Annotated in this window: 13 protein-coding genes and 3 pseudogenes; 5 read left to right on the top strand and 11 right to left on the bottom strand. The window is 71.7% G+C overall.

What is annotated here, in order from left to right:
* Positions 1-32 precede the first annotated feature (32 nt).
* Positions 33-470, bottom strand: a complete 438-nt coding sequence (locus HEP85_RS22275) for an ATP-binding protein (RefSeq protein WP_168529287.1) — start codon at positions 468-470, stop codon at positions 33-35.
* Between the two features lie 114 nt (positions 471-584).
* On the bottom strand, positions 585-926 hold the full coding sequence (bldG, locus tag HEP85_RS22270; protein ID WP_003975386.1) for an anti-sigma factor antagonist BldG: 342 nt from the start codon (positions 924-926) through the stop codon (positions 585-587).
* Between the two features lie 80 nt (positions 927-1,006).
* Between bldG and HEP85_RS22265 the strand changes: the two genes are divergently transcribed.
* Entirely contained in the window at positions 1,007-3,460 is a 2,454-nt protein-coding gene (locus tag HEP85_RS22265) for a DEAD/DEAH box helicase (protein ID WP_168529286.1), read from the top strand.
* Here HEP85_RS22265 and HEP85_RS22260 read toward each other — a convergent pair.
* From HEP85_RS22260 to ssd, 7 genes and pseudogenes are all read right to left on the bottom strand, one after another.
* The gene (locus HEP85_RS22260; protein ID WP_211118040.1) at positions 3,426-3,827 is read right to left on the bottom strand and encodes an Rv3654c family TadE-like protein; all 402 of its coding nucleotides are present in this window, start codon (positions 3,825-3,827) and stop codon (positions 3,426-3,428) included. The genes HEP85_RS22265 and HEP85_RS22260 overlap by 35 nt on opposite strands.
* Before the next feature lie 316 nt (positions 3,828-4,143).
* Positions 4,144-4,484: pseudogene (locus HEP85_RS22255) on the bottom strand (TadE family type IV pilus minor pilin).
* Positions 4,471-4,677: a DUF4244 domain-containing protein gene (locus HEP85_RS22250; RefSeq protein WP_168529284.1), complete on the bottom strand. Its 207-nt coding sequence runs from the start codon at positions 4,675-4,677 to the stop codon at positions 4,471-4,473. Before HEP85_RS22250 ends, HEP85_RS22255 begins: the two are co-directional and overlap by 14 nt.
* 79 nt (positions 4,678-4,756) lie before the next feature.
* Complete coding sequence (locus tag HEP85_RS22245; RefSeq protein ID WP_365768607.1) at positions 4,757-5,545, bottom strand: type II secretion system F family protein; 789 nt, start codon at positions 5,543-5,545, stop codon at positions 4,757-4,759.
* Positions 5,542-6,342, bottom strand: coding sequence for a type II secretion system F family protein (locus tag HEP85_RS22240; RefSeq protein WP_369658130.1), 801 nt, complete (start codon positions 6,340-6,342; stop codon positions 5,542-5,544). Before HEP85_RS22240 ends, HEP85_RS22245 begins: the two co-directional genes overlap by 4 nt.
* A 111-nt stretch (positions 6,343-6,453) precedes the next feature.
* Positions 6,454-7,593 (bottom strand): annotated as a pseudogene (locus HEP85_RS22235) (TadA family conjugal transfer-associated ATPase); the annotation flags it as partial.
* Between the two features lie 251 nt (positions 7,594-7,844).
* The gene (gene ssd / locus HEP85_RS22230) at positions 7,845-8,939 is read right to left on the bottom strand and encodes a septum site-determining protein Ssd (RefSeq protein ID WP_365768648.1); all 1,095 of its coding nucleotides are present in this window, start codon (positions 8,937-8,939) and stop codon (positions 7,845-7,847) included.
* A gap of 597 nt (positions 8,940-9,536) precedes the next feature.
* Between ssd and HEP85_RS22225 the strand changes: the two genes are divergently transcribed.
* Entirely contained in the window at positions 9,537-10,370 is an 834-nt protein-coding gene (locus tag HEP85_RS22225) for an HAD family phosphatase (protein ID WP_168529281.1), read from the top strand.
* 372 nt (positions 10,371-10,742) lie between these two features.
* On the opposite strand, the gene HEP85_RS22220 is transcribed toward HEP85_RS22225, so the two are convergent.
* Positions 10,743-11,567 (bottom strand): oxidoreductase, encoded by an 825-nt coding sequence (locus HEP85_RS22220; RefSeq protein WP_365768611.1) that lies wholly within the window; start codon positions 11,565-11,567, stop codon positions 10,743-10,745.
* Positions 11,568-11,668: 101 nt separating this feature from the next.
* Between HEP85_RS22220 and HEP85_RS22215 the strand changes: the two genes are divergently transcribed.
* Positions 11,669-12,649 carry an ATP-binding protein gene (locus HEP85_RS22215; RefSeq protein WP_168529280.1) on the top strand — a complete coding sequence of 327 codons (981 nt, stop codon included), beginning with the start codon at positions 11,669-11,671 and terminating at the stop codon, positions 12,647-12,649.
* Here HEP85_RS22215 and HEP85_RS22210 read toward each other — a convergent pair.
* Positions 12,639-13,913 carry a hypothetical protein gene (locus tag HEP85_RS22210; protein ID WP_168529279.1) on the bottom strand — a complete coding sequence of 425 codons (1,275 nt, stop codon included), beginning with the start codon at positions 13,911-13,913 and terminating at the stop codon, positions 12,639-12,641. The genes HEP85_RS22215 and HEP85_RS22210 overlap by 11 nt on opposite strands.
* A 430-nt stretch (positions 13,914-14,343) precedes the next feature.
* Here HEP85_RS22210 and HEP85_RS22205 point away from each other — a divergent pair, with 430 nt between their 5' ends.
* A complete protein-coding gene (locus tag HEP85_RS22205; protein ID WP_369658129.1) occupies positions 14,344-16,704 on the top strand; it encodes a bifunctional SulP family inorganic anion transporter/carbonic anhydrase in 2,361 nt (786 codons plus the stop codon).
* Positions 16,705-17,267: 563 nt separating this feature from the next.
* Positions 17,268-19,271: pseudogene (gene acs, locus HEP85_RS22200) on the top strand (acetate--CoA ligase); the annotation flags it as partial.
* Between the last annotated feature and the right edge of the window lie 167 nt (positions 19,272-19,438).

Genomic DNA, 19,438 nt, shown 5'->3' with positions numbered 1-19,438 from the left:
TGTCTTGTACGTGTCCTGCTACGAGGGGGACATCAGGGAACGAGCGTGACCGGCGGCGTGGTCGGCCAGCTCATCCTGATCAGTCCACCGTGCTCGTCGGCGCTGACCTCCACGTCGTCGACGAGGCCGCTGATGACCGCGAGGCCCATCTCGTCCTCCTCGGCGTCCGTGTCGGCCTCACCGGGAGAGGCTCCGGGCACCGTCGCACCGGGCACCGAACGCGGCGCCTCGTCGCCGACCTCGATGGAGAACTGCTTCTCCTCCTCGATCAGCGTCACCCGCACCGGCGCCGAGATGCCGCCACTCTGGTGCAGTCCGACGGCACGGCTGCAGGCCTCGCCCACGGCGAGTCTGACCTCGTCGAGGACGGCCTCGTCCACTCCGGCCCTGCGCGCCACCGCTGCCGCCACCAGTCGGGCGGTCCTGACGTGCTCGGGCAGCGCGCTGAAGCGGAGCTCAACGGTGGCCATGCATCCCCCTCAACTACGGGCGTGCTGTCAGGGGGCCGGGCCGCCGAGGCCCGGTCCCCCTCCATTGCTTCTACCGTCTCGGACGCCACGCTCCCGTGGCGCCCCGTGACGGGGTCAGTCGGTGGCCGCTACCGCTTCCTCGACCGAGGTGTGGATGGGGAACACCTTGGTGAGACCGGTGATACGGAAGATCTTCAGAATGCGCTCCTGGTTGCAGACCAGTCGCAGCGAGCCCTCATGGGCACGCACACGCTTCAGGCCGCCCACCAAAACGCCGAGCCCGGTGGAGTCGAGGAAGTCCACGCCCTCCATGTCGACGACAAGATGGAAACTGCCGTCGTTCACCAGCTCGACCAGCTGCTCACGCAGCTTGGGCGCGGTATATACATCGATTTCGCCACCGACCTCGACGACCGTACGATCGCCGACGGTACGGGTCGACAGGGACAGGTCCACGGATCCTCCAGCACCTTGCTATCGAGCGGTCGCCCCAAGGGACACCTCGGCAGAGCCCCCGGGACGGTTCGCCAGCCGCGATGGCATTCAATCACTTACCGGCAGGCGTGCACGACGCCTTGAGCCCATTGTCCGTCACGCCAGTGACACACTCGATGCCGATGGCCAAGAATCACCGATCCGATCGAACCTCGGCGGACACCGCTTCCCGCCCCTCTCCGGGCACGGTCCTGGACCGGCTCGCCTCGGGGCCGAGCCGGGCTTCGCGCATCACTCATACGGAGCACTTGCCCCCACGGGCGGGTCGCCATGCCGTATGGCCCGATCGGATCCGATCGGAGGTCGTCGCCGCCGTGCAGGCCGCGGGCATCGAGCACCCCTGGGCCCACCAGGCGCTCGCCGCCGAGCACGCCCTGGACGGCGAGTCCGTGATCGTCGCCACCGGCACGGCCTCCGGCAAGTCCCTGGCATACCTCGTGCCGGTCCTCACAGCCCTTCTGGACGGCTCCGAGGCGCCGAACGGCCGGGGGGCCACCGCGCTCTACCTGGCGCCCACAAAGGCCCTCGCAGCCGATCAGCGCCGTTCTGTGAAGGAACTTTCACAACCGCTGGGCAACGCCGTTCGACCAGCCGTGTACGACGGCGACACCCCGGTCGAGGAACGCGAGTGGGTCCGGCAGTACGCCAACTACGTTCTGACCAACCCCGACATGCTGCACCGCGGGATACTTCCCTCCCACCCCCGCTGGGCCTCCTTCCTCCGTGCCCTGAAGTACGTCGTCATCGACGAGTGCCACACCTACCGCGGAGTCTTCGGCTCCCACGTCGCCCAGGTGCTGCGCCGACTGCGCCGCCTGTGCGCCCGCTACGGCTCCTCACCCGTCTTCCTGCTGGCCTCCGCGACCGCTGCCGAACCTTCCGTCGCCGCCCGCCGCCTGACCGGCCTCCCGGTGGTCGAGGTCGCCGACGACGCCTCCCCGCGCGGCGAGCTGGTCTTCGCCCTCTGGGAACCCCCGCTCACCGAACTGCACGGCGAGAAGGGCGCGCCCGTCCGGCGTACCGCCACCGCCGAGACCGCCGACCTCCTGACCGACCTGACCGTCCAGGGCGTGCGCTCGGTCGCCTTCGTACGGTCCCGGCGCGCCGCCGAACTGATCGCGGTGATCGCCCAGGAGCGGCTGGCCGAGGTCGACCGCTCGCTCGCCCGGCGCGTCGCGGCGTACCGCGGCGGCTACCTCCCCGAGGAACGCCGCGCCCTCGAACGAGCCCTGCACTCCGGAGAACTCCTCGGTCTCGCCGCCACCACCGCCCTAGAACTCGGCGTCGACGTCTCGGGACTGGACGCAGTCGTCATCGCGGGCTACCCGGGCACCCGGGCGTCCCTGTGGCAGCAGGCGGGCCGCGCCGGCCGCGCGGGGCAGGGCGCGCTGGCGATCCTGGTCGCCCGCGACGACCCGCTGGACACGTTCCTCGTGCACCACCCCGAAGCACTGTTCGACCAGCCGGTGGAGTCCACGGTCCTCGACCCCGACAACCCGTACGTCCTCGCCCCCCACTTGTGCGCCGCCGCCTCCGAAATCCCTCTCACGGACGAGGATCTGGAGCTGTTCGGCCCGGCCGCCGCGGATCTGCTGCCGCAACTGGAGGCCGCGAAACTGCTGCGCCGCCGGACCAAGGCCTGGCACTGGACACGCCGGGAGCGGGCCGCCGACCTGACCGACATCCGCGGCGAGGGCGGCAGCCCGGTGCAGATCGTCGAGGCCGGAACGGGGCGGCTGCTCGGCACGGTGGACGCCGGCGCCGCGCACACGACGGTGCACGAGGGCGCGGTCCATCTGCACCAGGGCCGTACGTACCTGGTGAAGCACCTGGACCTGGAGGACTCCGTCGCGCTGGTCGAGGAGGCCAACCCGCCGTACTCGACGGTCGCCCGCGACACGACCGCCATCTCCGTCCTGGAGACGGACACCGAAATCCCCTGGGGTGAGGGCCGGTTGTGCTACGGCTCCGTCGAAGTCACCAACCAGGTCGTCTCCTTCCTGCGCCGTCGGGTCATCACCGGGGAAGTACTGGGCGAGTCGAAGCTCGACCTCCCTCCGCGCACACTCCGCACGCGTGCGGTGTGGTGGACGGTCACCGAGGACCAGCTGGACGCCGCCCGCATCGGTCCGGAGATCCTCGGCGGCGCCCTGCACGCCGCCGAACACGCGTCGATCGGCATGCTTCCGCTGTTCGCCACCTGCGACCGCTGGGACATCGGCGGCGTGTCCGTCCCGCTGCACCCCGACACCCTGCTGCCCACGGTGTTCGTCTACGACGGTCACCCCGGCGGCGCGGGCTTCGCTGAACGCGCCTTCCACACCGCCCGTGCCTGGCTCACCGCCACCCGTGAGGCCATCTCCTCCTGCGAGTGCGAGGCGGGCTGCCCGTCCTGCATCCAGTCCCCCAAGTGCGGCAACGGCAACGAGCCGCTCCACAAACGGGGTGCCGTCCGGCTGCTCACCGAACTGCTGCGGGGAGCGCCGCGGGAGTAGCCGCCGGGTCCACCGGTGCGGCGGGGCCCGCTCTGGACCTGATCTCCACGGCGAAGGGGCCCGCACCCGACACGGCCGTGACGTCCGAGATCTCCCCCTCCACCGTGCACCGCGCCAGCCGGGCACGCTGGGCCCGGGCCACCCGGTCCGCCTCGGCGCAGGCCGCCGGGCTCCCGTCCGTCCAGTGGTCCGCGGCGGCGAGCGCCGCCAGGTCGGCCGCCCCCGCCGCGCGGTGGCGCACCACGACCGCCTGCCCCATGGCCAGGACCGCCCCGAAGACGGCACACAGCAGGGCGATCACCCCGACCGCCCACACGGTCGCCGACCCCTTGTCCGAGAACCCCGGGGACCGCGTCCGCCGCCTCACCCACGCGGCAGCCCGCGTGGCCCGGAGCAGGGCGTGGGGAGAGCGGAGGAGGGCGTCCGGCGTCCGGCGGAGGCCGCGGGGTCGGAGAAGGGCGTGCCGGGGCCCGAGTGGGCCGCGGAGCTGGAGAAGGGCGTGCGGGGGCCCGAGGAGAGCGCGAGGCCGGAGAAGGGTGCGCAGGGGTCCCGAGAGGGTGCGCTGGGGCCCTGCGGGGGAGCACACGAGCCCACACCCGTCGCGCGGGAGCCGCAGGGTGTCGGGCATCGTGGTGTCGGACGTCGTGGTGTCGGGCATCGGCCCGAGGCGGACGCGCCGCGCTCTACGGCCTCGTGTCATCGTCGGTCACCCCCACGGTCTCCTCCGCCAGGGCCACGGCCTCGTCGCTCAGCTCCACGGACAGCGCGCCGGGCCCCGGCGCGCTCGCCGTGACCGTCACCCGGACCAGATCACCCGTCCGGCTCACCGTGACCCTGGCACCGCGCGGGCGCCCGCCCTCGCCGCGTCCACGCACTGGATCTGCGCGGACGCGGCGAGCAGGGCCCACACCAGCGCCATTCCGACGAGCACCAGCGAGGGCAGCACCACCGCGGCCTCGGCCGTCACGAATCCGCGGTCGCCGCACCGGGCCGGACCGCTCGACACCGGCTCATGTCGGGACATTGAGCGCCCGCCCCACGATGTCCTGCAACTCCGCGCTGACCTGACCGCTCGTCACCACCTTGTAGAGCACGGCCGCGAAGGCCACCGCCGCGATGACACCCACCGCGTACTCGGAGGTGACCATTCCCGCGTCCCCGCGCGCCGCCAGGCCGCGCATCCATGCCCGCACCCGTACTCGTACCGTCCTGCACATCTCAACCCCCGTGGGTTCGATCCTGCTGATCACTTGACTCGTGTCGTCACTCGACGCCTGTCGCCGGCCGCCCGGCCGGTCATCCGCCACCACCTCCCAGCACCCCGTCCGCCAGCCCGATCACCACGGGCAGGACACCGATCGCGAGGAACGCGGGCAGGAAACACAGCCCCACGGGCACGGTGACCATGACGGCCGCCCTGCGTGCCCGCGCCGTCGCGCTCCGCCCCCGTTCGGCGCGGGCCTCGGTGGCGAGTCGCCCGACCGGCACGGCCGCCGGCACCCCCGACTCACCCGCCCGCTCCAGCAGCCGCGCCAGACCACCGGCTCCCGGTATCGACGCCAACCTCCGCCACGCGTCCGCCGGTTCGCCTCCGAGCCGCACCTCCGCGGCACCCCGGGCAAGCCGCTCCCCGACGGGCCCGCCGAGGGCCTCGCCCACGGCCCGGGCCGCCGCCACGGGATCCGCCCCCGCCGCGATACAGGCCGCCACCAGGTCGGCGGCGAGCGGAAGTTGCCGGGCGGCCCGCGTCGTGTCGTACTCCTCCACCGGCCCCGGACCGCGCCGCCGGCGCCGGCGCCACCGAAGGATCCCGAGCCCGGCGACCAGCCCCGTCACGACCCCGGCCGGCCCTCCGACCAGCACCCAGCCGGCACACACGGCACCCACCGGCGGCAGCCACCTCAGCCCCGCGTCCCGGACGTCGAATCGGCGCCGGTGCGGCGGCCGCCGCGGGTCCAGCAACCCGGTCAGCCTCCTGCGCACCCGCCGCTCGTACCGCGCCCTGCCGAGCGCCCTCACCAGCCACCCGAGCGCCACCGCCCCGCACCCGAGCATCCCCAGCCTGTGGACAATCTCCGCGCTCATGCCGCCTCCGCTCCCTTCACGATGCGCAGCGCCCACCACAGCCCCACACCTTCCAGCACCCCACCCACCAGCAGGCAGCCCAGGCCCGGCCCGCTGTGCAGAAGCACGTGCAGCGGATCCGCGCCCAGCGCCGTGCCGAGCAACAGCCCCAGGACCGGCAGCCCCGCGAGCATCACCGCCGTCGACCGCGATCCCGCCAACTGGGCTCTCAGATCGGCCCGCTGGTCGCGCTCCGCGCGCAGCGCCCCTTCCAGACGGTCGAGCCCCGCCGCGAGACCCGCACCCCGGTCCACGGCGACCCGCCAGCACGCGGCGAGCCCCACCAACCCCTCGGCCCCCGGCTGCCGTGCCGCGTCGGTCAGCGCGTCCGGTACGTCCCCACCGAACCGCGCCGCCGCCAGTACCGCCGCCCGCGCCTCGCCGAGGCCGCCCGAGTCGTGCGCGGCGTTCAACAGCGCCTCGCCCGGCTGGCGTCCGGCCCGCACCTCACCGGCGAGGGCCCCGCACAGGGCGATCACCGCATCGCCCCGGCGCTCACGCTCCCGGTCCGCCTCGCCGGCCCGTCGTACCCGCCGGAGCAACGGCACCCCGGCCGCGCCGAGGAGCAGCGGCACGACCGAGGCGCCCAGCAGCGCGACCGCCAACCCGGCCACCAGCGACCACCCTTCGGGCCGCAGCCGCCCGCGCAGCCGCCGCCATCCGGCCCGCGCCCTCTCCCCCGCCGGTGGTCCGGCCACCACCGCGCCGCCCGCGCACAGCAGCCGCGCTCTGCGCGCCCCCGAGTCCCGCCCGCCCATCAACCAGGCGGCCGTCCCGGCACACGCCATGGCCGCCCCCACCGACATCCCGCCCGTCCCCGTCACCACGGTCCGCTCCCCTCGCTCCCCTCGCTCCCCTCGCGGAGCACGCCCCCGCAGCCGCTCCCAACCCGGCTCGTACGCGAACGCCCGAGCGCCCCACCGCAGCGCCGGCACCGTCACCACCAGCCCCGACGGATCGCGCTCCAGGACGTGCACTTCGGCGATGCGCCGCTGCCCGGCCCGATCGCGTACGAGGTGCAGGACCACCGACAGCGCAGCCGCCAACTGGCTGTGGAGGGCGGCCCTGTCGAGCCCGGCGGCGGTGCCCAGGGCCTCCAGGCGGGCGGGTACCTGCGCCGCCGCGTTCGCGTGCACCGTTCCGCAGCCCCCCTCGTGGCCCGTGTTGAGCGCCGCCAGCAGCGACACGACCTCCGGTCCGCGCACCTCACCGACGACCAGCCGGTCCGGTCTCATGCGCAGGGCCTGGCGGACCAGGTCCTGCAGCGCCACGAGCCCGGCGCCCTCCTGGTTGGCCGGCCTCCCCTCCAGCCGGACCACATGGGGATGGTCGGGCCGCAGCTCCGCCGAGTCCTCGGCCAGCACGATCCGCTCCCCCGGGCCGACCAGCCCCAGCAGCGCGCTCAGCAGCGTCGTCTTGCCCGAGCCGGTGCCTCCGCTGATCAGGAACGACAGCCGGGCCTCCAGCAGGGCCCGCAGCACCCGGTCGCCGCCGGGTGGCACCGTCCCGGCGGCCACCAGTTCGTCGAGCGTGAACGCGCGCGGTCGTACGACTCGCAGCGACAGGCAGGTGGAACCGACGGCGACCGGTGGCAGTACCGCGTGCAGCCGGGTGCCGTCCGGAAGCCGGGCGTCGACCCAGGGACGCGCGTCGTCGAGCCTTCGTCCGGCCACGGCCGCGAGGCGCTGGGCGAGGCGTCGTACGGCCGCCGCGTCCGGGAAGGAGACGGCCGTCAGTTCCAGACCGCCGCCCCGGTCGACCCAGACCCGATCGGGCGCCGACACCAGGACGTCGGTGACCGACGGATCGGCGAGCAGCGGTTCCAGAGGTCCGCTGCCGACCAGCTCGGAGCGCAACTGCCGGGCCGCGCCGAGCACTTCTGTATCACCGAGGACGCGACCCTGCGCGCGCAGGGCCTGTGCCACGCGTGCCGGTGTGGGCTCCGACCCGCTCTCGGCGAGCCACTGCCGTACACCGTCCAACAGCTCCGTACGCCCTGTGTGCCCCATGTGCCCCACGGCTCCTGACGGTCCGGCCCGCCCGCCCTGCCCCAGGGCCCCCGTATGCCCACCACGCGGGCCTGGTGGACGTGCCGGGCCTGACGGGCCTGACAGCCCTGGCGGTCCAGGCGGCCCGGTAGGCCCTGTCTGCCCAACCGGCACCGTCCGTCGTCCCGGCCCTGTCGGATCCTCGGCTCGGCCCGGTGTCGTGGCTCCATCCCGGGCCGCGACTCGGCGCGTCCTCGCAACGGTGTCCCGGTTCACGCGCCCCCGCCCTCCCTCGCCACTCGCTCCCAGAAGGCGGTGCAGAACCGGGCCAGCGGACCCCGTACCGCCCCGCCGGGTGGCACACCGGCGTCCAGCAGCGGGGGTTCGGCGGGCACTTCACCGACGAGTGGCAGCCCGAGCAGCCGGGCCACCTCACGGTCGTCGAGACCCGGAGCGTAGGGGCCCCGGACCGCCACCCGCAGATCGCGCAGGACCATGCCGACCGCGGACGCCACCCGGCCCGCAGCCGCGATCGCGCGCAGGTCGGCGGGGACCACCAACAGTCCGAGGTCGAGCTGGGCGAGGGCCTCCGAGACGCCGTCGTCGACACGGCGGGGCAGGTCCACGACCACCGCGCCGCCACGCCGTCTGGCCGCGGCCAGAACAGCGCGGACCGCTTGCGAGGGGATGACGACGGAATCACCGCGATCCCAGCTGAGGACACGCAGCGCGTGCAGTTCGGGCAGGGACTCCTCCAGCGCTCCGCCGCCGACCCGGCCGCGGGAGGCGGCGAACGACGGCCAGCGCAGGCCCTCCACCGCCTCTCCGCCGAGCAGTACATCGAGTCCGCCCCCCAGGGGATCGGCGTCCACGAGCAGGGTGCGGCGTCCCTCGCGCGCCGAGGTGACGGCGAGCGCGCAAGCGAGCGTGGACGCTCCCGCGCCGCCCCGGCCGCCGATCACGCCCACCGTGAGCGCGGGCCGGCCCACGCCCTCGGCCACGTCGGCGATGCGGTCGACCAGCCACTGCTCACCGTCGGGCAGCATCAGGACATGGTCGGCGCCGATCTCGACGGCCCGCCGCCAGACGCCCGAGTCGTCCTGGTCCCGCCCGACCAGCACCACCCCGCGCCTGCGCACGGCCCCGCGCACACGCCGCGCGGCGTCGTCGCCGACCAGCACCAGCGGTGCCGCCTCCCAGCTGCCTCCGCGATCCGGCACACCGTGGTGCACCTCCGGCCTCGCACCCGCCGCCGCGCACAGGCGCAGCAGGTCATCGAGGAGTTCGACGTCCTCCGTGACGATCAATGGTCCGCCCTGCCGCCCGTCGGCGGTGGGTGGCACGTCGTGTGTGATGGCTCCCGCCACGATCTCCAGCCCCCTTCGCTGCTCCTTGCGCGGAGCCCGCAGGGTTCCCTGCGGACCCGCGATTCCCGCCCGTGCGGAGAACCGGCAAGCGGTCTCCATATGAACGGGCGATACGAACCGGCCAAACGCGTCCCACAAACGGAACCGGCCGTGAACTTGCCGCGAGGAACTCGCCGCGAGCGGGACGCGCTGGAATCACGGTGCAGCGATCCAGGAAATCGTGTGGATCTTGGTCGATAACTGTGGACAACTCAGTGGTTGTGAATATCGCCTTCACTCATACCGGAGGCCCGTGCGCGACTTCCAGAGAGCAGCGTCACGGCTACACACGGTGACGAATCATGGGCACGCCGAAGAGCCCGCCGCAGCGGTGGCAACAGGGTTCCGGGGTCGCGCAAGAGAGGGGAAAAACCCATCCGGACATGCGACGACCCCCGCCGGGGGGGGAGAGCGGGGGTCGTCCCCACGGCCGACTCGGGGGGGGAGGAGTCGGACCGGGTTAGCACGGTCGCGAACGATCCGTGACTTCCATGGTGTACCCGAGAGGCCTCTCAGGCAAACCCACGCGCCCCACAGTAGCCCGAATGGCGGGCGCCTATGCTCGGGCTCGTGGAAAACCACTCCTTGCCTCGCACGGCAGCCTTCTTTGACCTGGACAAGACGGTCATTGCGAAGTCGAGCACGCTCACGTTCAGCAAGTCGTTCTACCAAGGCGGACTGATCAACCGCCGGGCCGTCCTGCGTACCGCATACGCCCAGTTCGTGTTCATGGCGGGCGGCGCGGACCACGACCAGATGGAGCGGATGCGCGCCTACCTGTCCGCGCTCTGCCGCGGCTGGAACGTCCAGCAGGTCAAGGAGATCGTCGCCGAGACGCTGCACGACCTGATCGACCCCATCATCTACGACGAGGCCGCCTCGCTCATCGAGGAGCACCACACCGCCGGACGCGACGTCGTGATCGTGTCCACGTCGGGGGCGGAGGTGGTCGAGCCCATCGGGGAGCTGCTCGGCGCCGACCGGGTGGTGGCCACCCGGATGGTCGTGGGCGAGGACGGCTGCTTCACCGGTGAGGTGGAGTACTACGCCTACGGGCCGACGAAGGCCGAGGCGGTGAAGGAGCTGGCCGAGTCCGAGGGATACGACCTGGCGCGGTGCTACGCGTACAGCGACTCGGCGACCGACGTCCCGATGCTGGAGTCCGTCGGACACCCCCACGCGGTGAATCCGGACCGCACACTGCGGCGCGAGGCGGCCGCGCGCGGGTGGCCCGTTCTGGACTTCCACCGTCCGGTGCGGCTCAAGCAGCGGCTGCCCGCACTATCGGTGCCGCAGCGTCCGGCGCTCGTCGCGGCCGCGGCGATAGGAGCGGCGGCGGCCACGGCGGGACTCGTCTGGTACGCGAGCAGGCGGCGCGCCACGGCGCTGTGAGGGCGTCGCACGCAGATCGTCACGCGTGCGCGTGCGGCGCAATTCCCGCCCGATTCGCAGGCCTTTGAACCTAAAAGTAAAGAAGTGCTGCCAGGGGTTCCGCTTCCTCCGGACCTGGAGTAGAAAGGGTTTAACGGCCCGCGAGACCAAGGACATCCGAAAGGATCACCTTAAAACTCAACCAAGGCCCCACGGACCGAGCATGTACACCAGGCACCCACGCGACGTCGACCCGTCGATTACGGGCCAGCCGCACCAGGTGACGGGCAGCAGTTCCCGACCTGATGGGCAACAATCGAGGACGCTTGGTAACCCGGTGATCATGCCAGCGGCGGTACGAGACCTCGTACCGCCGCAACCCTGTTCCAGGACCTAGGCCGCCCCGCGCTGAAGCGCCTCGCAGACGGCCGTCGACTCCCTTGCCCCCAGTCCGGCCGCCTTGCCGCAGTGGGCGATCCAGGCCGCCATACCCTGCGGGGTACCGGAGACGTAGCCTTCCAGAGCCGCCAGATAGGCCGCGCGGCCCAGTTCGGCATGGCCGACCTCCGCCGGGCAGACGGACTTCGGGTCCAGCCCGCTGCCGATCAGCACGATGCGCTCCGCCGCGCGCGCGACCAGGCCGTTATGGGTCCCGAAGGGGCGCAGCGCGAGCAGTTCGCCGTGCACGACGGCCGCCGTGACCAGCGCCGGCGCCGCACCACCGGCGATGATCAGCTGAGAGAGCCCCTCCAGCCGGCCCGCCACCTCGGCGGCGCCCGGCACCGGCAGTTCGACGAGCGGCTCGTCGACCGGTTCGCCGTCCTGACGCGGCCGGCCGACCGCGTCCTCCCCGTCCGCGGCCGCGACGAGATGCAGTCGCGCCAGCACCCGGAGGGGCGACTGCCGCCAGATGGAGAGAAGTTGGCCCGACTCGGCGGTCAGCCGGAGGGCCGCGCCGACCTTGCGGGCCTCGTCGTCCCCGCTGAAGTCGGTGCGGCGGCGCACCTCTTCGAGGGCCCAGTCGGCGCCGGACAGCGCCGCGGAGCCACGTGCGCCACGCAGCGCGGCCTCGGCGGTGATCTCGTTGCTGCGACGTCGCATGATCCGGTGCCCGTAGACCCGGTCCACCGCCTTGCGGACGGACTCCACGGATTCGGCCACCCCGGGCAGCGAGGCCAGGGTCGCGAGCGGATCGGCGGTCGCGCCTGTCGTACTCATGAGTACGACACTACGCACCCCTGCCGCCCACCCCACGAAGGAGTGGTCTTCTTCACCCCGGCCGAGCACCCTGAGCTATCGAGCCACTACTCTTGGTGAACATGAAAATTGCTTTCGTGGGGAAGGGCGGCAGCGGCAAGACCACGCTGTCCGCCCTGTTCATCCGTCATCTCGCCGCCTCGGGCGCGCCGGTCGTCGCGGTGGACGCGGACATCAACCAGCACCTCGGGGCGGCGCTCGGCCTCGACGAGGAGGTGGCTGTCGCACTGCCCGCCATGGGCGCGCGGCTGCCCCTGATCAAGGACTACCTGCGCGGTTCCAACCAACGGATCGCCTCCGCCGCGACGATGATCAAGACGACCCCGCCCGGCGAGGGTTCACGGCTGCTGCGGGTGCGCGAGAACAATCCGGTGTACGACGCCTGCGCGCGGCCGGTGGAACTCGACAGCGGCGACGCCCGTTTGATGGTCACCGGCCCGTTCACCGAGGCCGATCTCGGAGTGTCCTGCTATCACTCCAAGACCGGCGCGGTGGAGCTCTGCCTGAACCACCTCGTCGACGGCAGGGGTGAGTACGTGGTCGTCGACATGACGGCGGGCTCCGACTCCTTCGCGTCCGGCATGTTCACCCGCTTCGACATGACGTTCCTCGTCGCCGAGCCGACCCGGAAGGGAGTCTCCGTCTATCGCCAGTACAGGGACTACGCCCGCGATTTCAAAGTCGCCCTGAAGGTCGTCGGCAACAAGGTGCAGGGCCAGGACGACATCGACTTCCTCCGCGCCGAGGTCGGTGACGACCTCCTGGTCACGGTCGGGCACTCGGACTGGGTGCGCGCCATGGAGAAGGGCCGCCCGCCCCGGTTCGAGTACTTGGAGGACGCCAACCGCCGGTCCCTGCGCACCCTGCAGGCCGCTGCGGACGCCACGTACGAGCTGCGGGACTGGGAGCGCTACACGCGCCAGATGGTGCACTTCCACCTGAAGAACGCGAGCAGTTGGGGCAACGAGAGGACCGGGGCGGACCTGGCGGCGCAGGTCGACCCCGGTTTCGTACTCGGTGAGGGGCTGGTGGCTACGGCTTGACCGCCGGCGCCCCGGGGGCGCCCTTCGGGGCGGGGGCGGGGCGGCCGGAGAGGAAGGACGCCCAGCCCCGCTTGGGGGCCTCGCCGACGTTGAGGCCGCGCAGCTTGTCGAGCGTGGCCGGGTCCTGGGCGTCGAGCCAGTCGGCGAGGCGGCGGAACGAGACGCAGCGGACGCCGGGCTTGTTGCAGACGTTCTCGATGACCTGGTCGAGGGCGCGCATGTACGTGCCGCCGTTCCAGGACTCGAAGTGGTTGCCGATGATCAGCGGGGCACGGTTGCCGTTGTAGGCGCGCCGAAAGCCCTTGAGCAGGCTGTCACGTACCTGGTTGCCCCAAATCTTCCGCTTGGCGGGGTCCCCCTGGGTCTGGGTCCCCGACTGGTTGACCCTGAAGTTGTAGTCCGTGGTGAGCTGCTCGCCGGAGTGCCCGGCGAAGGGCACGAGCTGCATGGACAGGTCCCACAGGTTGCCCTGCTTCTTGGGCCAGACCTGGTTGTCGACACCACTGGTGTCGTAGCGGAAGCCCAGCTGCCGGGCCGCCTTCACGAAGTTCTTCTGGCCCTCCAGGCAGGGCGTGCGGCCGCCGATGAGCTCCTTGTCGTAGTCGAAGGGCAGCGACGGGGCGCTCTTCATGCCCGTGTTGGTCCTCCAGGACTTCACGAACGACTTCGCCTGGGCGATCTCGCTCTTCCACTCCTCGACCGACCACTCACCGACGCCGCCCCCCGGCCCACAGAAGTGGCCGTTGAAGTGCGTACCGATCTCGTTGCCCTCCAGCCACGCGCCGCGCAGCTGCCGCAGCGTGTTCTTGATGCCCTCGTCGTCGTTGAAGCCGATCTCCGAGGTGCCCGGCAAGTGCTCCGGCGGCCTGTACAGGTCGCGCTTGGCCTCCGGCAGCAGGTACACGCCGCTCAGGAAGTACGTCATCGTCGCCCGGTTGGCCTTCGCGACCTTCCGGAAGTGCGAGAAGAGCTTCTGGCTGTCCTCGCCGGCGCCGTCCCACGAGAACACCACGAACTGCGGGGGCTTCTGCCCGCGCTTCAGCTTCTCGGGTCCGGGCAGGTGCGGCTGCGCCCCGGTGTACGCGGTGGATCCGTCACCGATCAGATGGACGGCGCCCTGGGGTCCGGGAGCCCCCGCGGCGGCTTTCTTCGCGCCGTGCGCACCCTCCTTGGAACCGGTGGTACCGAGGGCGCAACCGGCGAGCGCCGCCGCGCAGGCCGCGGCGAGTGCTACCCCGGCGGCGATCCTCTGGGTGGCGGCCATCTCCGCCCACCTTCTTCCTTCGATCGGGGCAACGCCGCCGAGGGCGTCCTGGGGGATCTGCAGCGATTCCGACAGCGCCGCCAAGGTCGCACGAGGCCGAGGCCAAATAAATACGACAAGCCGCCAGAAAGGCCCGTTCACCCGCGAGGGTGACTTCTTGCCCCATTTGCGACTAAAGTCCGCACAAAGCCTTTACTCTGCATTACGATCTATTTACCGAGCGTTGAAGATCCCGCCGCTGCACGCCGTGACCCACGGCCGCGATCCGCCCCCGCCTCCCTGGCTTGGGGGACCACCTGTTCCGCGACCGCGCCGCCCCGGAGGAGACGGGAATGTCTGCCTGCGTCCCCACCCGCGCCGCCGATTCGACTCGGCCGAAGCGCAACCACCACCCCACAACCGCCCGCCGGTTCCGCCCCGCCGATTCCGTATCGCGGGCGCCGATCTGTCGGCATCGATCGCGGTCTTCCTGATCGCGCTGCCCCTGTCCCTGGGTATCGCCCTCGCCACCGGCGCCCCGCTCCAGTCGGGCCTCGTCGCCGCGGCCGTCGGCGGACTCGTCGCCGGCCGGCTCGGGGGTTCACCGCTCCAGGTGAGCGGGCCCGCCGCCGGGCTCACGGTCGTGACCGCCGAGCTCATCCACCGCTACGGATGGCGCACGACCTGCGCCATCACCGTCCTCGCCGGAATCGCCCAACTGGGCCTCGGCTGTCTTCGCGTGGCCCGCACGGCGCTCGCCGTCAGCCCCGCCATCGTGCACGGCATGCTCGCCGGGATCGGCGTGACCATCGCCGTCGCCCAGGTGCACGTCGTACTGGGCGGCACCCCGCAGAGTTCCGTGCTCGAGAACTTCCGCGCCCTGCCCGCCCAGTTGGCGCGTGTACATCCCGGGGCGTTGTCGATGAGCCTGCTGACACTGGCGCTCCTGTTCGCCTGGCCGCGGATTCCCGGCCGGGTCGGACACGTCCTGCGCACCGTTCCGGCCGCGCTCGTCGCCGTCGCCGGGGCCACCGCGACCGCCTCGTTCGCCGAGCTGGTCCTGCCCAAGGTCGACCTGCCGTCCTGGAGCAGCCACGCCCTGGCCGGGCTGCCCGACGGGCCGGTGCTCGGAATCGCCGCCGCCGTCCTCACCACCACGCTGGTGTGCAGTGTGCAGTCGCTGCTCGGCGCCGTGGCCGTGGACAAACTGGTGTCCGGACGGCCCGATCTGCAGGCCCGGGTGGGTCGCTCCCGCCTGGACCGCGAGCTGCTCGGGCAGGGCGCAGCGAACGCCGTCTCCGGCGCGCTCGGCGGGCTGCCCGTCGCCGGAGTCGCCGTCCGTAGTTCGGCCAACGTGCAAGCCGGTGCCGTGAGCCGGAACTCCACGATGCTGCACGGCGTTTTCGTAGTGATCGCCGCGCTGCTGATGGTCCCGGTCCTGGAGCTGATCCCCCTCGCGTCGCTCGCCGCCCTGGTGATGGCCGTCGGCATCCAGATGGTCTCCCTGCACCACATCCGCACGGTCACCCGCCACCGCGAGGTACTGGTGTACGCGGTCACCACGCTCGGCGTCGTGGCCCTCGGAGTCCTGGAGGGCGTGGCACTGGGGGTCGCCGTGGCCGTCGTCGTCGCCATGCACCGCCTCGCGCGCACCCGCATCACACACGAAGAGAGAGGGGGAGTCCATCACATCCACGTATGCGGCCAGTTGACCTTCCTCGCGGTGCCCAGGCTCAGCCGCACCCTGCATCTGGTGCCCCGAGGCGCCTCCGTCGTAGTCGAGTTGGACGGTTCGTTCATGGACCACGCGGCGTACGAGTCGCTGCATGACTGGCAGCAGGCTCACTTCGCGCAGGGCGGCACGGTCGAGCTGACCGGACGGACCGGCGGCCGGATCGCCGAGCCCTCGGACTCGTCGCACTGCCGCTGCCGGCCCTGGACACCGTGGCGCAACCACCACTGCGAGCCCTCGACCAACCCGCAGTCCGTGTCCCCCGGCGGCCGGTCGGGCGAGTCGGGCGAAACGGACGGCCCGAATGGGTCCCATGGGCCGGGCGATTCCGGTGGCTCCGGCGCGCCGGGCGAAACGGTGGGTTCCTCCGCGCGGAGCCGGCCGGGCGATCACCGTGGACGCGGTGACCACCAACTCGCCCGTGGCATCAGCGCGTTCCAGCGCAACACCGCGCCGCTGGTGCGGGACGAGCTGGCACGGCTGGCACGCGAGGGGCAGCGACCGTCGCAGCTGTTCCTGACCTGCGCCGACTCACGGCTCGTCACCTCGATGATCACCTCGAGCGGCCCCGGCGACCTCTTCGTCGTACGCAACGTGGGCAACCTCGTACCGAAGCCCGGGAAGGAGAGCGGCGACGATTCGGTGGCCGCGGCGATCGAGTACGCGGTGGACGTGCTGCATGTGCGGTCCATCACGGTGTGCGGGCACTCAGGGTGCGGGGCGATGCAGGCCCTGCTGAACTCGGAGCCCGGCGGGGCGCAGACGCCCCTCAAGCGGTGGCTGCGGCACGGGCTGCCGAGCCTGGAGCGGATGGCCGCCAAGGAGCAGCCGTGGGCCAAGCTCGCCGGACGGGCACCGGCCGACGCGGTGGAACAGCTGTGTCTGACCAACGTGGTGCAGCAGTTGGAGCATCTCCGGGCCCACGACTCCGTGACACGGGCCCTGCGGGAGGGCACGCTCGAACTGCACGGGATGTACTTCCACGTCGGCGAGGCAGAGGCGTATCTGCTGGTCGACCGTGACGGTGACGAGCTGTTCGATCACGTCGGAGCGGCGGAGGATCTACGCCGTCCCGCGTGAGCCCGCCGTGGTGCGCGGCCCCGGTCGGCGGGGCCGCGCACCATGTGCCCGGCCCTGTGGAGCGCGGGCCGAACGGGCGTATTCGGCTGAGGTGCGGCGCGCCGTCGGCGCGCGTACGCACCGGTGGGCCGCGCCGCCGGCCGCCGGCCTTCACGCCACGGGTCTTCACGCCACCGGTCGCAACGCCACCGGCCTCCACCCGACCGGCCTCCGCGCCGCCCGCCCGTCCGGGTCGATCTCGCGCCTGTCCGAACGTGTTCCGGTCCGCGCCGCCTTCGTTGCCGGCGTGCGTCGTCGAGTGAACCCGGACAAGGGGCCGTCCGTGCCTCGGGGTACGAAGTCGCTGCCGCGTGGGAGCGGACCCGTAACGGAGTGGAAGCGGCGCCGGTGCCGAGCCGGTCTCACTGTCGGCTGCCCGGCTCCCGGTCCGAGGCGCACCCCTGAAGGACGCGGAAGAACCACTGAAGGAACACTGAAGGACCACTGAACAAGCCCAGACCTCTAACAGGTCTAAACCAATTTGAGACCGGCCCTTGTCATCGAGGCCCCTGGTCTGATGAGCTGTGGCCTGGGACACAACGGACACCCTGGGAAAGGGAGATGTCGTGAGCAACGAAAGCCTGGCCAACCTGCTGAAGGAAGAGCGCAGGTTCGCGCCGCCCGCCGACCTGGCAGCGAACGCCAACGTCACCGCGGAGGCGTATGAGCAGGCCAAGGCTGACAGGCTCGGCTTCTGGGCCGAGCAGGCCCGCCGCCTGACCTGGGCCACCGAGCCGACCGAGACGCTGGACTGGTCGAACCCGCCGTTCGCCAAGTGGTTCGCCGACGGGAAGCTGAACGTCGCGTACAACTGCGTGGACCGGCACGTGGAGGCCGGGAACGGTGACCGCGTCGCCCTCCACTTCGAGGGCGAGCCGGGCGACAGCCGCGCGATCACCTACGCCGAGCTGAAGGACGAGGTGTCCAAGGCCGCCAATGCCCTGACCGAGCTGGGCGTGGGCAAGGGCGACCGGGTCGCCGTCTATCTGCCGATGATCCCCGAGGCCGTCGTCGCGATGCTGGCCTGCGCCCGGATCGGAGCCGCGCATTCGGTCGTCTTCGGCGGGTTCTCCGCGGACGCGATCGCCACCCGCATCCAGGACGCCGACGCCAAGCTGGTCATCACCTCCGACGGCGGTTACCGCCGCGGCAAGCCGTCCGCGCTCAAGCCGGCCGTGGACGACGCGGTGTGCCGGGTCGACGGGGTCGACAAGGTGCTGGTGGTACGCCGTACCGGTCAGGAGGTCGACTGGACCGAGGGCCGCGACGTCTGGTGGCACGAGATCGTCGACCGCCAGTCCACCGAGCACACGCCGGAGGCGTTCGACGCCGAGCAGCCGCTGTTCATCCTGTACACGTCCGGGACGACGGGAAAGCCGAAGGGCATCCTGCACACCTCGGGTGGCTACCTCACGCAGGCCTCGTACACCCACCACGCCGTCTTCGACCTCAAGCCGGAGACCGACGTGTACTGGTGCACGGCCGACATCGGCTGGGTCACCGGGCACTCGTACATCACGTACGGACCGCTCTCGAACGGTGCGACGCAGGTGATGTACGAGGGGACGCCGGACACCCCGCACCAGGGGCGGTTCTGGGAGATCGTGCAGAAGTACGGGGTGACGATTCTCTACACCGCGCCCACCGCGATCCGTACGTTCATGAAGTGGGGCGACGACATCCCCGCGAAGTTCGACCTGTCCTCGCTGCGGGTCCTCGGGTCCGTCGGTGAGCCGATCAACCCCGAGGCCTGGATCTGGTACCGCAAGCACATCGGGGCGGACCGGACGCCGATCGTGGACACGTGGTGGCAGACCGAGACCGGCGCCATGATGATCTCGCCGCTGCCGGGGGTCACCGAGACCAAGCCGGGGTCGGCACAGCGGCCGCTGCCGGGCATCTCGGCGACGGTCGTCGACGACGAGGCCCGGGAGGTTCCCAACGGAGGCGGCGGGTACCTCGTGCTGACCGAGCCGTGGCCGTCGATGCTGCGGACGATCTGGCGCGACGACCAGCGGTTCCTCGACACCTATTGGTCGCGTTTCGAGGGCAAGTACTTCGCCGGTGACGGTGCCAAGAAGGACGAGGACGGCGACATCTGGCTGCTGGGCCGCGTCGACGACGTGATGCTCGTGTCCGGCCACAACATCTCGACGACCGAGGTCGAATCCGCCCTCGTGTCGCACCCGTCGGTCGCCGAGGCGGCCGTCGTGGGCGCGGCGGACGAGACGACCGGACAGGCCATCGTCGCGTTCGTCATCCTGCGCGGCACGGCGTCCGCCGACGACGAAGGGCTCGTCGCCGACCTGCGCAACCACGTCGGCGCGACCCTCGGCCCGATCGCCAAGCCCAAGCGGGTCCTCCCGGTCGCCGAACTGCCCAAGACGCGGTCCGGCAAGATCATGCGCCGCCTGCTGCGCGACGTCGCCGAGAACCGCGAACTGGGTGACGTCACGACCCTCACGGACTCCACGGTGATGGAGCTGATCCAGGAGAAGCTGCCGGCGGCACCAGCGAGGACTGAGGACCCCCTCCCTCCCGCCCCGCTTTTCGGTGTGGGGGCACCGCGCGTGCCCCCACACCCCTGCGCCCACATCCGTGCCCCCGCACCCTCCCCCCGGGAACACCTCCACCCCATATGTCCGTATGGCGCATTATCGGTCTGTAATGACAAGGTAAACTGAGGCCTCAGGGT

This window comes from Streptomyces sp. RPA4-2 (assembly GCF_012273515.2).
Taxonomy (GTDB): Bacteria; Actinomycetota; Actinomycetes; order Streptomycetales; family Streptomycetaceae; genus Streptomyces; species Streptomyces kaempferi.
This window is presented reverse-complemented; position numbering and strand designations above follow the sequence as displayed.

Coding starts and splice junctions, on each gene's coding strand:
- HEP85_RS22275 (WP_168529287.1), bottom strand. CDS start 470: ATGGCCACCGTTGAGCTCCGCTTCAGCGCGCTGCCCGAGCACGTCAGG.
- HEP85_RS22265 (WP_168529286.1), top strand. CDS start 1,007: ATGGCATTCAATCACTTACCGGCAGGCGTGCACGACGCCTTGAGCCCA.
- HEP85_RS22250 (WP_168529284.1), bottom strand. CDS start 4,677: ATGTGCAGGACGGTACGAGTACGGGTGCGGGCATGGATGCGCGGCCTG.
- HEP85_RS22245 (WP_365768607.1), bottom strand. CDS start 5,545: ATGAGCGCGGAGATTGTCCACAGGCTGGGGATGCTCGGGTGCGGGGCG.
- HEP85_RS22240 (WP_369658130.1), bottom strand. CDS start 6,342: ATGGGCGGGCGGGACTCGGGGGCGCGCAGAGCGCGGCTGCTGTGCGCG.
- HEP85_RS22225 (WP_168529281.1), top strand. CDS start 9,537: ATGCTCGGGCTCGTGGAAAACCACTCCTTGCCTCGCACGGCAGCCTTC.
- HEP85_RS22220 (WP_365768611.1), bottom strand. CDS start 11,567: ATGAGTACGACAGGCGCGACCGCCGATCCGCTCGCGACCCTGGCCTCG.
- HEP85_RS22215 (WP_168529280.1), top strand. CDS start 11,669: ATGAAAATTGCTTTCGTGGGGAAGGGCGGCAGCGGCAAGACCACGCTG.
- HEP85_RS22210 (WP_168529279.1), bottom strand. CDS start 13,913: ATGGCCGCCACCCAGAGGATCGCCGCCGGGGTAGCACTCGCCGCGGCC.